At 57.9% G+C, this 13564-nt stretch carries 12 protein-coding genes, 1 tRNA gene and 3 pseudogenes; 5 read left to right on the top strand and 11 right to left on the bottom strand.

The genetic code is table 11. The features are described 5' to 3' along the window. The 3 genes and pseudogenes from DES45_RS25480 to DES45_RS24405 form a co-directional block, all read left to right on the top strand. Positions 1-238 (top strand): hypothetical protein (locus DES45_RS25480; RefSeq protein WP_210210269.1); only part of this gene is annotated, 238 nt, incomplete at its 5' end. A gap of 597 nt (positions 239-835) precedes the next feature. Further along, positions 836-1120, top strand: a pseudogene (locus DES45_RS24415) (transposase); the annotation flags it as partial. A gap of 624 nt (positions 1121-1744) precedes the next feature. Continuing rightward, on the top strand, positions 1745-3154 hold the full coding sequence (locus tag DES45_RS24405) for an amidohydrolase (protein WP_170151630.1): 1410 nt from the start codon (positions 1745-1747) through the stop codon (positions 3152-3154). Positions 3155-3489: 335 nt separating this feature from the next. Here the strand turns inward: DES45_RS24405 and DES45_RS24400 are convergent, their stop codons facing one another. From DES45_RS24400 to DES45_RS24385, 3 genes are all read right to left on the bottom strand, one after another. Next, positions 3490-4515 (bottom strand): purine-nucleoside phosphorylase, encoded by a 1026-nt coding sequence (locus DES45_RS24400; RefSeq protein ID WP_114773526.1) that lies wholly within the window; start codon positions 4513-4515, stop codon positions 3490-3492. 383 nt (positions 4516-4898) lie between these two features. After that, positions 4899-5588: a CYTH domain-containing protein gene (locus DES45_RS24920; protein WP_147282509.1), complete on the bottom strand. Its 690-nt coding sequence runs from the start codon at positions 5586-5588 to the stop codon at positions 4899-4901. Positions 5589-5972: 384 nt separating this feature from the next. Beyond that, positions 5973-6056: transfer RNA gene (locus DES45_RS24385), tRNA-Leu, on the bottom strand. Positions 6057-6403: 347 nt separating this feature from the next. Here DES45_RS24385 and DES45_RS25475 point away from each other — a divergent pair. Then, positions 6404-6652 carry a hypothetical protein gene (locus tag DES45_RS25475; protein WP_245571883.1) on the top strand — a complete coding sequence of 83 codons (249 nt, stop codon included), beginning with the start codon at positions 6404-6406 and terminating at the stop codon, positions 6650-6652. 253 nt (positions 6653-6905) lie between these two features. Here DES45_RS25475 and DES45_RS24375 read toward each other — a convergent pair whose 3' ends face one another. The 8 genes and pseudogenes from DES45_RS24375 to DES45_RS24340 all read right to left on the bottom strand — a co-directional run bounded on the left by DES45_RS24375 (position 6906) and on the right by DES45_RS24340 (position 12828). After that, positions 6906-7604 carry an IS6 family transposase gene (locus tag DES45_RS24375; RefSeq protein WP_114773524.1) on the bottom strand — a complete coding sequence of 233 codons (699 nt, stop codon included), beginning with the start codon at positions 7602-7604 and terminating at the stop codon, positions 6906-6908. A gap of 98 nt (positions 7605-7702) precedes the next feature. Next, positions 7703-8395, bottom strand: a complete 693-nt coding sequence (locus tag DES45_RS24370; protein WP_245571882.1) for an ABC transporter permease — start codon at positions 8393-8395, stop codon at positions 7703-7705. Positions 8396-8528: 133 nt separating this feature from the next. After that, positions 8529-9530 carry an ABC transporter substrate-binding protein gene (locus DES45_RS24365; RefSeq protein WP_114773518.1) on the bottom strand — a complete coding sequence of 334 codons (1002 nt, stop codon included), beginning with the start codon at positions 9528-9530 and terminating at the stop codon, positions 8529-8531. A gap of 24 nt (positions 9531-9554) precedes the next feature. Next, positions 9555-10265: a nucleoside phosphorylase gene (locus tag DES45_RS24360; protein WP_245571881.1), complete on the bottom strand. Its 711-nt coding sequence runs from the start codon at positions 10263-10265 to the stop codon at positions 9555-9557. Positions 10266-10345: 80 nt separating this feature from the next. After that, a complete protein-coding gene (locus DES45_RS24355) occupies positions 10346-11068 on the bottom strand; it encodes an ABC transporter permease (RefSeq protein ID WP_245571880.1) in 723 nt (240 codons plus the stop codon). 29 nt (positions 11069-11097) lie between these two features. Continuing rightward, positions 11098-11835: an ABC transporter ATP-binding protein gene (locus tag DES45_RS24350; protein WP_114773515.1), complete on the bottom strand. Its 738-nt coding sequence runs from the start codon at positions 11833-11835 to the stop codon at positions 11098-11100. Between the two features lie 177 nt (positions 11836-12012). Continuing rightward, positions 12013-12097: pseudogene (locus DES45_RS24345) on the bottom strand (IS5/IS1182 family transposase); the annotation flags it as partial. Positions 12098-12126: 29 nt separating this feature from the next. Then, positions 12127-12828: an IS6 family transposase gene (locus DES45_RS24340; RefSeq protein ID WP_114773514.1), complete on the bottom strand. Its 702-nt coding sequence runs from the start codon at positions 12826-12828 to the stop codon at positions 12127-12129. Positions 12829-13106: 278 nt separating this feature from the next. On the opposite strand from DES45_RS24340, the pseudogene DES45_RS24335 reads away from it, so the two are divergent. Further along, positions 13107-13564 (top strand): annotated as a pseudogene (locus DES45_RS24335) (iron ABC transporter permease); the annotation flags it as partial.

Here is a 13564-nt window from a genome sequence, read left to right as displayed (position 1 = left end):
AGAGCAGGATCACCGAGCGATCAAAATGCCTGCCCTTGAACATGCCGCCCTCTTCCCTGAACCCGAGGAGGCTATAGCTGAAACTCTGAAACAAATGTTTGCGACACATCCTGACATCTTTGCAGATCGACTGAACGCGAGCGAAGCGTACCGGTCGTTCGGGCGCGCATCGCTATTGTTCGTCACCTCCGTTGGATCCCTAGTCGGCGCGAGCGTTCTCCTGGCAAGCGTCCAGTAGGCGCGTCATTCTAGTCGCGGCACAAGAAGTCCCCAGGGTCCTTTTGGCTTGCCGCGATTAAGTCAAAACAAAGGAGGACGGCACGAACGTGTTTCGCATCTTGAGCCGCGGGTCTGGGTTGCGCTGGAGCAGAGTTACCTCGGCCTCACTCGGTGCAATCCTAGGCATGGTGGTTGCTATGGTCCATCATGCGAGGCATGCCCTTGTTGGCGATATCACAGCCGAGAATCCGCTTGCCCACATCCTTCCTGAATTAGTCGGGTTCGCAGCGGTCGGCGCTTTCTCATTAGCCTTAGTTGCCGAGGTTCGGAATCGGCTAGGGCAGATGCGCCATCATTGACGCAGGCTGTGATCCGATAGTTGCGTCAGTCATAGGCTCTGCGGAGGTTGCGGGGGTGGACGGGTCATGGCTTTGCGCCTGACCCTATTTCGTCACCTTCAGAAGCTCTTCGGCGGGGCGTTGGTGCGTAATTCGGCCTGGGGTGTCGCGCCCGACCAGCGGTGAGGTATAGGGGCGGTCCCCTCAAGCCGAGAAGCCGAATGCCCTACAAGGTCAATGAAAGCCGCCGCCACAAGATTCCAAAGGTTCGCTAACACGTGAAGAACTGGCGGGACTACGATGCAGCGCTGCGCCAGCGGGGTGATTTGACGGTGTGGGTGACACCCGCGGTGATAGCAGCGTGGATGCCTCCCCACAATGGCAAGCGCGGCCGACCTCAGCAATACTCCGCAATCGCTGTCGAGACCGGCCTGCTACTGCGGCTGACTTTTGGGCGGCCCTGGCGCCAGACCGAAGGCATGTTGGCCTCGATCCTGCGTCTGCTCGGCTTGGACCTTCCGGTTCCCGATCACACCACCTTCTCGCGCCGCAGTGCCAACCTGGGGGATGTCACCTTAACTGAGTATAGCGGTTGGGAGGCCCGCCGAGATCGGATTTTACACAGCCTAAGTCGCTGATTTTCGTTGGCGCGAGGTATTTCTTTGACGAGTTTAGAGCAGCATTTCTCGTTAATGTGACATCCCCGTGCAAGAACCTTCACCACCGTTGGCCCAGCCTCACGTTCAGGATCGTGGTTTCCAGACCCTGCTCCTGATGGGCCGGGAGCAGATAGATCTCATTAAGACGCAGATGGTCAACGTGAGCTGACAGCGCGATGGTGCCAACAGCCTGCTCCTTGAGCATGATCCGGGAGCATGACGTGTCCCTGAACCGCTGCTCATGGGAGTTTCGTTGGAACGCCTCGTACCATCCCCGTCGGGCCACGGTGTGTGGGCCCAGAGCCGCGCGTTTGGCCTCAAAAGCGAAGTCTCTTGCCTCGGGCGTCGGAGCAAGTCGGTCGAAGCTGACGTCGGGGCGGATCAATACCTCATCCGAATTCGAGGTTGCTGTTCAAGCAGGCTCACGACAACGCCCATAACGGCATCATAGCCATGCGAGTTCCCCACCTTGCCAAGCGCCTCAGGGAACCTAGGGTCAAGGAGTGTAACCAACCCCGGGGAGGAACGATGCTTCATATCGGTGACAACAGAATGGTCCGGCAGTTCCGGGCCGAAGAGGTCTTTCCGGAGACGTCGCGCCGCGGATTCCTGAAAGGGCTGGCCTGCGCTTGCTGCGCCCTTCCAGTCTTCAAAACACTCCCAGCCGGAGCTGCTGCGAATGTACAGGCCGCCGCGGCTCGGCCGATCCACGCGAAACTTGATGAGGCCGCGAAGGCTGTCGAAGCCAAGATGATCGCTTGGCGTCGAGACATCCACCAGAACCCAGAACTTGGTAACCAGGAAACCCGGACGGCCGCTTTGGTCGCAAAGCACCTCAAGGATCTCGGATACGAGGTTAAGGAAGGTGTAGCCAAAACCGGCGTCGTCGCGGTCCTGAAAGGCGAGGGAGGTCCCGGTCCGGTCGTAGCCCTAAGAGCCGATATGGACGCCCTCCCAGTCAGTGAAGAGGTTGACCTGCCATTTGCTTCGAAAGCCCGCACGAAGTGGGAGGGGCAGGACGTGGGCGTCATGCATGCCTGTGGTCATGATTGCCATGTGGCCATCCTGATGGCGGCTGCCGAGGTCCTTGCGCGACATAAAGCTGAGCTTAAAGGGGCGGTCAAACTGCTTTTCCAGCCGGCGGAGGAGAAACTGCCCAACGGCGAGATCGGCGGCGCAAGACTGATGGTCGATGAAGGCGCTATGGAGAACCCAAAGCCGGATGCCGTCTTTGGCCTCCACGTGACCAGTGCGGTGAGCGTCGGATCAATCGGCTATCGGGCTGGTGCCGTGAATGCGAGCTCGGATGGCTTCCGGCTGATCGTAAATGGCAAGCAGACCCATGGAGCCATGCCCTGGAACGGCGTTGACCCGGTCGTCGTCGGATCGCAAATCGTCTCTGCCCTCCAGACGCTCGTAAGTCGCGAAACCGACCTCACGAAACAGGCTGTGGTCCTCAGCGTCAGTACCTTCCATGCTGGCGTCCGGTACAACATCATCCCGGACAAGGCAGAAATGTCTGGTACCCTCAGAACCTATGATGAGAACACCCGCCAGCGGATCCAGCGGCGAGTGAAGGAGGTCGCGGAAGGCGTCGCATCGAGCATGAACGCGTCCGCGGAGGTGATCTGGGAAGCCAACGGATACCCCCCCATCATGGCGGATCCGGATCTGGTCGCGAAGATGGCGCCCAGCCTGGTGCGGGTTGCCGGAGACAAGGCTAAGGAAGCAGAACGCAGCTCCGCAGGCGAAGACTTCTCCTACTTCGCGCAAAAGGCCCCGGGAATGTTCTTCTTTGTCGGCATCACACCCGAAGGAGTGGAGAACGCCGCTCCAAACCATTCCCCCAGGTTCAAGGTCGATGAAGCCGGCCTGATCACCGGCCTTCGAGCCATGCTCCACATCGTGGCCGACTACACAGGCACTGGAGCTGCCTAGACGAAGGAACATCAGCAACAAGAGGGCAGCAAGCAATCGCTGCCCTCTTCGGTGAGCGCGCCCGCGGCGACAACTCGGATTGGATGACTTCGAGTAGCCAGAAGCGCATCGCGCCGTCATCGCTTGTAAGCGCGCTCATGAAGCGTACATGCCCATGCCTCGAAGTGTCGGCATAGTCCGGGGCAGCGCAGTCGGCGGCCCGGACCTTTTCTGCGTGCCACTGGCCGCAGGTGACCTCTTCCCCCAAACGTTGCGATGCCGCTGACGTGCAGCGCGTCCTGCATGCTTGAGCCCACCCGGACCGCAGAGGAGCCGGATGGGCTAGGCTGTCAGCCTCACTTCGGAACCCCAACGCTCCAATTCTGCCAGTCTGCCACAATCGTATGAGCGAACTTGGCGCCGACCCGGTAGGCGTTCGTGACCGAGGGAATGTAGCCGCCTGACTTTGCGGTCAGGGACTCCACCGGGGTCTGGCTTGATCCTTCCCGATCGAAGTTCGAAGCGGCCCGCAGGACGGCGATCCGGTCAAAGTTGAGGAGGTTAGCATCCGCACCGCGCCGAAGAGCCGTCAGCGTTGCGTTGTCCTCCTGTTGCGTGGTGCAGTAGTTGGCCTCGCCGTTCGTGATCAGCTTGGCCCACGCCTCCATCGCGGCGCCGAGCTTTGAGCCATGCCACCACGTATCCATCGATACCGTATCGCAGATGCTCACCCGCGGCGCCGCATTCGCCGGAGCGGCAGCGTACCGGGCCCGGTAGGCTTTGGCAGCGTCACCATCGGCCAGCTCCACGTCCTTAGTCACGGTGTAAGCCTTCTGCAGGAGATCTTCGTTGAGCCGGTAGACTTCGCTTCCGTACTTGAGCTCGACCTTTTCTCCCGGCCGGCTCGCGCCAATGGCGACATAGCCGGTCGTCCAGTCGTTTGGGATCTCACGCGCGTCGATCACGTTCTGCAGGCCACCATCGACTGCAAAGCGGGCCCAGTGGGCTGATCCCAATGTCCCATCAGCAGGGTCGACACCGGCAATGCCAGCAATAAGAAAGTAGGTCTGTGAGAGGTCGAAGCGGCCGCTGTAGAGTAAAGCCGAGACGGAGCTGGCCGCGTTGGCATAGCCCATGCTGGTGGTCATCAGGCAAAGCCCAGCGTCGGTGCAGGACACCTCGGGGAAGGCCTTTGACAGTCCAGGAACCGCCACTTTCTGCGTGAAACGCTCATTCTCGAGCCAAGGCTTGGCCTCGCCAGCGAACATGGTGATAACCATCGCTTTCGGGCTGATCCGCTGAGAGACCTCTTGTGCGGAGAGGGTCAGCGGGAGACTAGCCGCCATGACACTAAAAAGACCGGCTCCAAGGTGACGTAACATCATAGGTTCCTCACGTCTGCAACCACAATTCCTCACAAGCCGTCCGGAGTGGCGGCCGTAGGTAGCTGCTGTGGCTGGTTTATCAAACCTCCTCGGGCTCGGGCTATCTGAATGTTGATCTCGGTCGCCTGCCATGCAGGCAGAGGAGTGGTTTTGTGGGATCTGTTGCAAACTTTGAGTATTGCCGCTTCAGGCGCCGCTTTGGCGCTGTGGCACGCTTCTTAAGTCACTGAATTTTCAGTTGCTGGCTTTCGGCACTTTGCCGGGACAGACAAATAAAAAGCAAGTTTGCAACAGATCCAGACCTCTTGCCTCACGGCAATCGAGAAAGGCCCGGGAGAAATCCCGGGCCTTTTTCGTTGGGAATTTCCAACGATAACCTCTCATCGTCGCGGTTGAGGCCGAAGCGAGCGAGCCAGCTCACGAATAACATCATCTTCAATGACGTTTTCCTTGCCGTCACCCTCATCCACGCCTGCCTGTGCCGCGTCGGCTGATGGCAGACGAGGCTTCTGCGACCGAGGGGCAACCAAGCTTGCTTGACGGGCTGCACTCGCTCCATCCAGAAGATCAAGCAGGCTGGTGAGAGCCGCGTTTGTAATCTCAACTTCACGCGCCTCAGGTAGGCCGTCAAACACGAGGTTCCGGGGCTGATACTCTGGGGCGGCCGTGACCTCTGGCCCGAACCAAGGCGGAGGGTCAAAGGCATGCATGTTGTCATCCGCATCAAAATCAATGGCGACAAAGTCGAGTGGCCCAGGGTTGGCAAAGCGATGGATGCGGGCGGTCAGATCACCAAGCTTTAGCTCGGTTTCCCGGTATTCGGCTCGGCCTGCAGTGCACTCGAGAAGAGCAAAGGCATGAGCAGCCGGAATGGCGGCAGCGTACTGTGCTGCATCGTGGGTATTGCCTTCTACCAGAATGAGACTGCCGACAACGTCTCCGACGCGGACGAAGGCGCTGCGGTTGCTACGTTCGGGGAAGAACCCGTCGGTCAGGCGGCGAGCGCCTCGCTCCTTCTCGATCAAGCGAGCCAGAGAAGGGGCGAGCAAGAAACGGCGCGTTGAGCTCATCTGGCATGCATTCCTTCAGAACGGAGCTGGAGCGGCTCCAGGCGGGGTTAAAAGAAGGTTAATGCCCTTAGAGCCGAGCGCATAGCAGAACTCTACATGATCCGTAGTCAGGGTTAATTGCGGCCGATGGTGTTGGCGCGCACCAGAATGCTTCTGCCCTGTGTTCCAGAAAACGTGACAGGCCGCCTTTTGTTTAAGCTTCCGGCAAGCCTTCGTCTCTAAGAGGAGAAGCACGAGAGGCTCACCCCGGAGCCATATCGATTGCCCCTTACTGCTGTCTCTGTCAGCGTGCCCTGTCCCCCGGCAGGGCTTTTCTTTGTTAGCGGCCAGGGTGCGTTGCCTCTGCCTCACCTCGGCCAGCTAGACTCGCATTCGGAAAGCCAATGGTGCGGGCGGAGGGACTCGAACCCCACAGCTTGCGCCGCTGGAACCTAAATCCATTGCGTCTACCAATTTCGCCACGCCCGCATGTGGTGGGCCTGCCGGGCCCACCATCTTCCTCTTAAAACTTTGAAACTGCTCGCGATTCTGTCGGGTTTGACACCGAATATTCTCATTCTGTGCTCAAGAAGGCCATCGCCTGCTGCTCCTAGGCGTCCTGCCCCGTCCTTCACGACGACAGTGTTTTGATGCGGAAGATTTGGCGACTCCTATAGATGCGAGGGTCCGAAACTCCTCTGCATTCGATAAGTCCCGTTCCGCGAAAAGCAGTTACAGGGCGATGTTCTGCATTAGGTCAGGAGGATCCATCAAACGGTTGCCATCCTGGTGCCTAGATGCTCCCTAATGGTGACCGTCCCCGGCAAGAGGAGGAGATGTCTGTCATGCCGAGATTAGCAATTGCGGTTGCATTAGCACTGGCCGCGACCAGCGCCAGCGCTCAAAATGCTCCGTCCGGACAATCGCAGGCTCCGACTGCTACGAGCACGAAGGGAACACAACCGTTCCTATTCGATGGCCGGATGAAAGGTGATGGTGTCCGGCCGGGAGAGCAGGTGGAAAACCGCCATCCCAACGCTGGTGCCATCGTGCAGCCAAAAGCGAGCCAACCTGAGCGCAAATGATAAGTCCGGTCATCCGTTCATGAGTGGCCGGACCCTAGGGAGCCGTGCGGACCCGCTGCAAGCATTCGCGGGTAATTAGCTTCTGGTCGAGCGCATCTAAAGACCGAGTTGAGGCGCCTGCAAAAGCTCCTTATGAGGGATCAACCCGGCACCTGAATGGCCGTACCCTGCGGCTAACAACAAGGGGACATCGGCGGGTTGCGTCGCAAATTTGGAGAAGGGATAAAAAGTGGGCAGACGCTCGGCAGAGCGTTTAGGCAGCGAGCAGGTCGAATTGCTCTGCGAGCGACGGCTGCAGATTGCGGGCATACTTCGTCTGTTGTTTCCGCATCATATGCACCATTTCGATCCCAGCCAAGATCACGCGAGCGCTGTTCAGAGACTTGAACCCCATCATCGGGCGAACCCGTCGCTTGATGGCCCGATGATCCTGTTCGATCCGATTGTTGAGGTAGGCACTTTGTCGGATGCGAATGTGTTTCAGGCAACGTTTTGATCGATCCCGGAGCCGGTCTGCGGTATCGCAGGCCAGTATCGCTTCCCGGTTGGTCTGGCTGCTGTCGATCACAATCCGCTCGGGTCGGCCATGCCGCCTCAGCGCTCGGGAGAGGAAGCGCTTAGCGGCTGCCAGATTGCGGCGCTCGCTAAACCAAAATTCGACGGTGTCACCATTGCTGTCGACGGCTCGATAGAGATATTTCCATTGGCTCCGGACTTTGATGTAAGTCTCATCCACGTGCCACTTCCGGCTGACGCTTCGTTGGTGACGACTGAAGCGCTTGAGCAACTCAGGCGAGTAACGGACAACCCATCTGTGAATGGTCGCGTGGTCGACCGAGATGCCGCGCTCGGCCATCATCTCCTCCAAGTCCCGCAAGCTGAGACTGTAAGCCAAATACCACCGCACGCAGAGCAGGATCACCGAACGATCAAAATGCCTGCCCTTGAACACGCTAACCTCCGTCACTGAACTGAGGTGGAATTAGCTGAAACTCTGAAACAAATTCTTGCGACAAAGCCGTCTAATTCTAAGTCACTAACGTCAATATCTCACACTGATGCGTCTAGGGTTACCTGACTGGTATGCCAGCTTAGCATGCGTCTTTCGCAAAGCCGGATCACTTCATGGAAACCCCAACCAATTGCAGATAGAATTAGAACTGCGACGATGACCACGCTGGCATCGCCGTTCTCTTGTCCTAAGCTAAGAAGATAACCGAGGCCGTAAGTTGCTCCCATCAACTCTCCAATAACGGCTGCTGTGACGGCCTGGGTTGAAGCAATTCGTAAGCCAGCGAGGATGGGGGGCAATGAAAAAGGGAGCTCAATCCGTCGGAAGCGCTTCCACGTGCCTAAATGAAGAAGCGTGGCAAGATCCCGATAAGGCTTTTCGACAGCCGCAAACCCCGCAGCAGCACCAGCCATCACCGGAAAGAAGGTTACAATCGCAATGAGAGTTATCTTTGGACCCATATCCAAACCGAGCCACAGGAGTAGCAAGGGCGCGATTGCAATCTTTGGTGCTGTCTGCAGCAGCAGTATTAGCGGAGATAGGAGACGCCCAAGAAGTGGGATCCGCACGAACAGCCACCCAAATGCAACACCGAGGAGGCCCCCTAGAACAAATCCTGCGCCGATTTCGGTGAGGGTTACGCGGATGTGCTTCATGAGCTCCGCAGTTTGGGTAAGAAAAACGAAACGTGCTGCAACAGCGTCGGGCGCGGGGAGCAGATAGGCAGGCACGCTCGCCACCAGGACAATGATCCACCAGACTGCTATAGCAATGGCTAGTGAGCGTAACGCGGTCAGTATGTTAGTGATTGTCATTGCAGTCCGTAGGTGGAATGACCTCCGCCTAGCGACGGAGGTCCTGACACTAGCCTTTGATATCGCTGGGTTGGATCACAAAATCTTCGGCTTTGAAGCCTTTATCGATAACCTTGTATTCAGCCAGAATATCAATGTTCTTCTGCCAGGCCGCGAGGTCAGCTGAACCAAGGCCTTTCTGCTTTGTGAGCGGGCTCTGCCAGATCGAAGGGATAAAGGATTCCGTGAAGGCTCGCTTCAGCAGTGCTTCCTGTCCTTTCCAGGTCTGAGCGTGCTTATCGATTGCGATGGTCAGTGCCTCATCAACATGGCCATCGATCACCCATTGGATTGCTTCGCTGAGGGCTGCATTGAAACCGCTCACCGCCTTAGGGCTGCTCTTGAGATAGCGATCACTGGTCACCACGACGTTCCCGAATGAAGGCAAGAAGTCATTCGAGGAGATCATCCCAACCTGCACACCATCAGCCTCAAGATTGTAGCGGCGCAGTTCAGAGAAGACGATTGCGTCGACTTTGTCAGCTTGCAGGGCCTGAACAATCGCGCCCGTGGCAATCACCTCGACGTTGACGTCCTCCAGCTTTAAACCAGCCTGCTTCAGCCCAACTTGCAGCTGAAGATAGTTCGGGCTTCCCAAGCTGGTGACTGCGACCGTCTTGCCCTTCAGATCGGCAAAAGTTTTGATGCTCTTTGACGTTTTAAAGAGGGTTGCGCCAATACCACGCTGATAGGTGGTATGAACGACCTTGACGGGCAGACCATTGGCCTTTGCGGCAATGACTGCATCGCCGTTTGGAAAACCAAATTGGACGTTTCCGGCTGCCACGTTACGCATGATGTCGGCTGCAGCTGCATAGACAATACGAACATCGAGTCCGTTCTTGGCGAAGAGGCCTTTCTCCTGAGCCACATAGATCGGGGCGTAAAATGGAACTGCGGCACCGTCGATTTGGAGGGTCACTGCCTCAGTGCCTTGAGCACCTGCAATGCGCGGCAAGAAACCTGCAGCCGCAGCCAGTGCGCCACTTGCAAGAAATGTTCTACGCTTCATCGGAGAGCTCCCCATTTGGACGCCTTAATTAGCGTCGAGAATGGCAACTGCTGTTGCCGCCAAGCGAATAAGATTACGCTGAGTTTCTTCATAGTCCTCGAGCCACTGATCCGTTGCACGATTACCGTGCACTGCAAGAACAGCGCCAACTTGAACGCTCATAGCCCGACCAACTGCGAACAGCGCCTCACACTCCATATCCATACCAATAGCGCCGGCTTGTGTGAGACGCTGCATCAGGCCGGCTGTTGGCAACTCCTGAAGATTAGCCAGCGGCCGCGTCAGACGCTCCTGCCCCCAGTAGTAGGAGTCAGTCGTGAATATTGCCCCCCTACGGAATGGCAGCTTTAGAGCCTTCGCAGCAGCCTCAAGTGCCTCCACGACCACTTGCGATGCGGAAATTGGCTCATTCGAGGGATCATAGATACGGGCAGTCCCGGTATTCCGCAGTGCCGTGTCTACGATCAAGAATGATCCAAGTGGCATACTCGGATCGATTGCCCCCATGCCTCCGACCCGGATCCCTCTTTTCATACCCAGGTTAGCAAGCTCCACCACTGCGATTTCGGTTGAGGGCCCGCCGATTCCTGTCGAGCAAACCGTGATTGGCGTGCTGTTCCAGGTGCCGCGAGCCATTTGGAATTCCCGCCGTCGCCCAATCTCTGTCACTTGATCCAGAACACTTGCCGCCTTCGAGACACGGTCTGGGTCTCCTGGAAGGAGGACGGAGGGCATAACGTCAGCTGCCTCACAGGGCAGGTGAGTGGGACGCCCATTAAGCCACGGGAAAGCTGCGGAACGTGAGGCAGTGCTGGTCATGGCTGATTCCGCCAAGATAGAAGACGACGTTCGAGAAGCTCGATGATTTGGTAGACGACAATGCCCAGGAGAGCCGTCACGATGACTGCCGCAAACAGTAGCGGCGTCTTATAAGTCGCGGTCGCAAAGGTCATGAGGTAGCCCAGTCCCTGCTTACCGGCCATCCATTCAGCAAGAATAGCACCGACCACTGCTTGCACGGCACCCACACGAAGGCCAATGAACATCTCTGGGAGAGCGGCCGGAAACTCGATCCGTCGAAAGCGCTGCCATGGACTGAGATGAAGCACCTGTGCCAAGTCGTGAAGCCGTCTGTCGACTGAACGGATGCCGACGAGCGTTGCGATCAGGACGGGGAAGAAGACAAGCGACACAATCAGGATGAGCTTTGATGTGATGCCCAAGCCAAACCAGATGACGAAGAGGGGCGCCAAAGCGATTTTTGGCGCGGTCTGTAGAAAGAGGATTGGGCCGGAGAGCCAGCGTTCTATCCTTGCGCTCTTCGCGAGAAGAAGCCCGCTCATACCGCCAAGGAGCACCCCGACCGCATATCCCAATGTCAGAATACTGACGGTGTAGAAGAGGTGACCGAAGAGCGGCCCTTTGGCAGCCTCTACGAGAGCGTTCCAGACGGATACCGGAGAGGGCAGCAAGAAGTCAGGAACATCATAGAAGCGCGTATAAAGCTCCCATGCCGCAATGATAGCTGCAATGGCCAATACGGTCTCAAGAATCCTCCAGAGGCCTCTCATATTAGGTCTCGCCGAAGCTCAGCCATCAGTTGATGGAACGCCGGATCGAGTTTCGTGCTCTCCCCTCGAGGGCGCGGTAAACTCACATTGTAGATCGACTTTATGCGGCCGGGACGCGGCGTCATCACAACGACGCGGTCTGACAGGTAGGCTGCCTCCTCGACACTGTGGGTGACGAACAGAATGGTTTTCTTCGTTTGAGCCCAGATCGATAGGAGCTCATCATTCAGCCTGTCGCGAGTGATAAGATCCAGAGCGCCGAACGGCTCGTCCATGAGAAGCAGCGACGGATCATAGGAGAGAGCACGCGCGATAGAGACCCGCTGACGCATTCCGCCGGACAAGGCACGTGGCAAGGCAGCCTCAAAGCCAGACAGGCCTACGAGCTTTAGCAACTGGAGGGCACGATTATCAGCCTCGGCTCGAGAGACACCAGCTGTATCGAGAGGGAACCGAACGTTCTCGAGCGCGGAGAGCCACGGTAGGAGGACGGGCTCTTGAAATACAAAGCCAACACGCTGCCGGGACGAGCTTCCATCCTCAATTGCGATCGCGCCGCCACTTGCCTTCTCCAGACCAGCCAGGATGCGCAAGAGGGTCGATTTCCCACATCCAGACGGTCCGATGATGCTAACGAACTCGCCGCGGCTTACGTCAAGATCGGTTGGGCTCAGCGCAGTGACGCTAGCACCATTGATCGAGAATTCCTTATGAACACCGCGGATTGTTATCATTCGTTAGTTCGCCCCGGAGGCTCGTGCTTATATCGGTAGAAACCAGTGCTGCACTGGCATGCTGCCCTGCTACCGACAAGCTATATTTGCATACCGCATGCGCTTCTTTTGTCAGTATCGGGCAAATTTTAGCCGGCGGGCTCTTATTATGCAATGAAATGTACTAACATAAACAGCTGAGCGCCGCCGGCATTCCGCGGCAGCGCTGATGGTCGTAGGCCATGTCGGCGTGCAGTTTGTCAGGACGGCGTCTCGGGCGTCCCAGTCCATGCCGTACCGGGTGTGATAGTTTCAAGCGGCGACATTCGCCGCGACTTTCCACGCTGCCATGGCGTTGATGCGGTGAAGGTGGGTCGCGCAGGGAGAGCGGCGCGAGCGGGGTGAAACGAACAGATTGCGGACGGCAGAGAAGACACTTACGAACCGCTGCAGGTACCTCGGTGATCGAAAGCCTTTCATCACCCGCCCGCGTCGCCGGAACGGCAGATGTGAATTCTCTGCACGGTTGTTGAGCCCTTTGTGCGAGCGATGTTCGACGTCCGGCATAACCTCCCGCTTGGCGGCTCCGTAAGAGGCGAGTTTATCGGTGATGATGCGCTTGGGTGCCACGCCCTGCTTCTTCAGGAGACGCTTCAGCAAGCGCTTGGCGGCCTTGGTGGCACGGCGGGTCTGGACGATCTCGTTAAGCACATAGCCGTCCTGGTCGACGGCCCGCCAGAGCCAGTGCTTCTGGCCCGCAATCGTGATCACGACCTCATCCAACTGCCAGATGTCGCGGCAGCTCGGCGTCTTGCGCCGGAGGCGGCGCGCGAAAGCCGGCCCAAACTTCAGCGCCCAGCGTCGGACAGTCTCAAAGGACACGACGATGCCGCGCTCGACCAGCATCTCCTCGACCAGCCGCAAGCTCAGGGGAAAGCGAAAATACAACCAGACCACATGAGCGATGATCTGAGATGGGAAGCGGTGACGTTTGTAGCTGACGAGCTTGGACATGCCAGTCGATCTACACGGTTCGCTCTCATACCTGAGTTAACGTGACAACGCCCATCTAGGAGAGGAAGGGTACTTGTCAAATTTGCACACGCGTGCAAGCCTAGTTCGGTCGTCCTGTCCAGCCCGGCAACCCCGGCTTTACGGAATTGCCCAGGATGGACGGACGAAATGCGAACTGATCGCCTGCGGCCAAGCCGCGAGAGAGCGGATCCGAAAAGTCAGTCGCATGAGGAAAACGCGAACGGGCCGGTCTCCGGCTCCAGGAAGGACGTGACGGAATGACGAGTTCGGCGGCGCCTGTACAGATCCCATCGAGCACCTCTCCCGCGAGAGTCGCCCTGAGCCGCCTCTGGCATTTCCTGACGCAACCCGAGCGTCTCCTCGGCATGCTGCTCGCCCTGATACTGGGAGCGCTGGTCCTCGTGCCCCTGTTCGAGCTGATCCGCGAGACTCTTACGGTCCAGCCCTATGACCGCGCCTATCTGCCGAGGGCCCAGCCGGGCGAGTTCACGCTCTTCCATTACGAGCGCGTCTTCGCCGGGCGCCTGTCCTGGGCGATCTTCTATAAGCCCTTCCTCAATTCGCTGGTCACGGCCTTTGCGGCTACGGCCATCTGCCTGACGCTCGGTGCAAGCCTCGCATGGCTGATCGTGCGGACGAACATTCCATTCCGGAATTTTCTGCACACACTTGTAATGATCCCGTACATGCTCCCGTCCTGGGTGATGGCGCTGGC

Source organism: Microvirga subterranea (genome assembly GCF_003350535.1).
GTDB classification, from domain to species: domain Bacteria; phylum Pseudomonadota; class Alphaproteobacteria; order Rhizobiales; family Beijerinckiaceae; genus Microvirga; species Microvirga subterranea.
The sequence above is the reverse complement of the archived record's forward strand: the minus strand, read 5'-3'. Positions and strand labels throughout refer to the sequence as shown.

Bases quoted from the DNA above. Each gene is read 5' to 3' on its own strand.
- DES45_RS24360 (WP_245571881.1), bottom strand. From the start codon at position 10,265: ATGCCCTCCGTCCTCCTTCCAGGAGACCCAGACCGTGTCTCGAAGGCG.
- DES45_RS24400 (WP_114773526.1), bottom strand. From the start codon at position 4,515: ATGTTACGTCACCTTGGAGCCGGTCTTTTTAGTGTCATGGCGGCTAGT.
- DES45_RS24920 (WP_147282509.1), bottom strand. From the start codon at position 5,588: ATGAGCTCAACGCGCCGTTTCTTGCTCGCCCCTTCTCTGGCTCGCTTG.
- DES45_RS25475 (WP_245571883.1), top strand. From the start codon at position 6,404: ATGTCTGTCATGCCGAGATTAGCAATTGCGGTTGCATTAGCACTGGCC.
- DES45_RS24365 (WP_114773518.1), bottom strand. From the start codon at position 9,530: ATGAAGCGTAGAACATTTCTTGCAAGTGGCGCACTGGCTGCGGCTGCA.
- DES45_RS24340 (WP_114773514.1), bottom strand. From the start codon at position 12,828: ATGTCCAAGCTCGTCAGCTACAAACGTCACCGCTTCCCATCTCAGATC.
- DES45_RS24405 (WP_170151630.1), top strand. From the start codon at position 1,745: ATGCTTCATATCGGTGACAACAGAATGGTCCGGCAGTTCCGGGCCGAA.
- DES45_RS24350 (WP_114773515.1), bottom strand. From the start codon at position 11,835: ATGATAACAATCCGCGGTGTTCATAAGGAATTCTCGATCAATGGTGCT.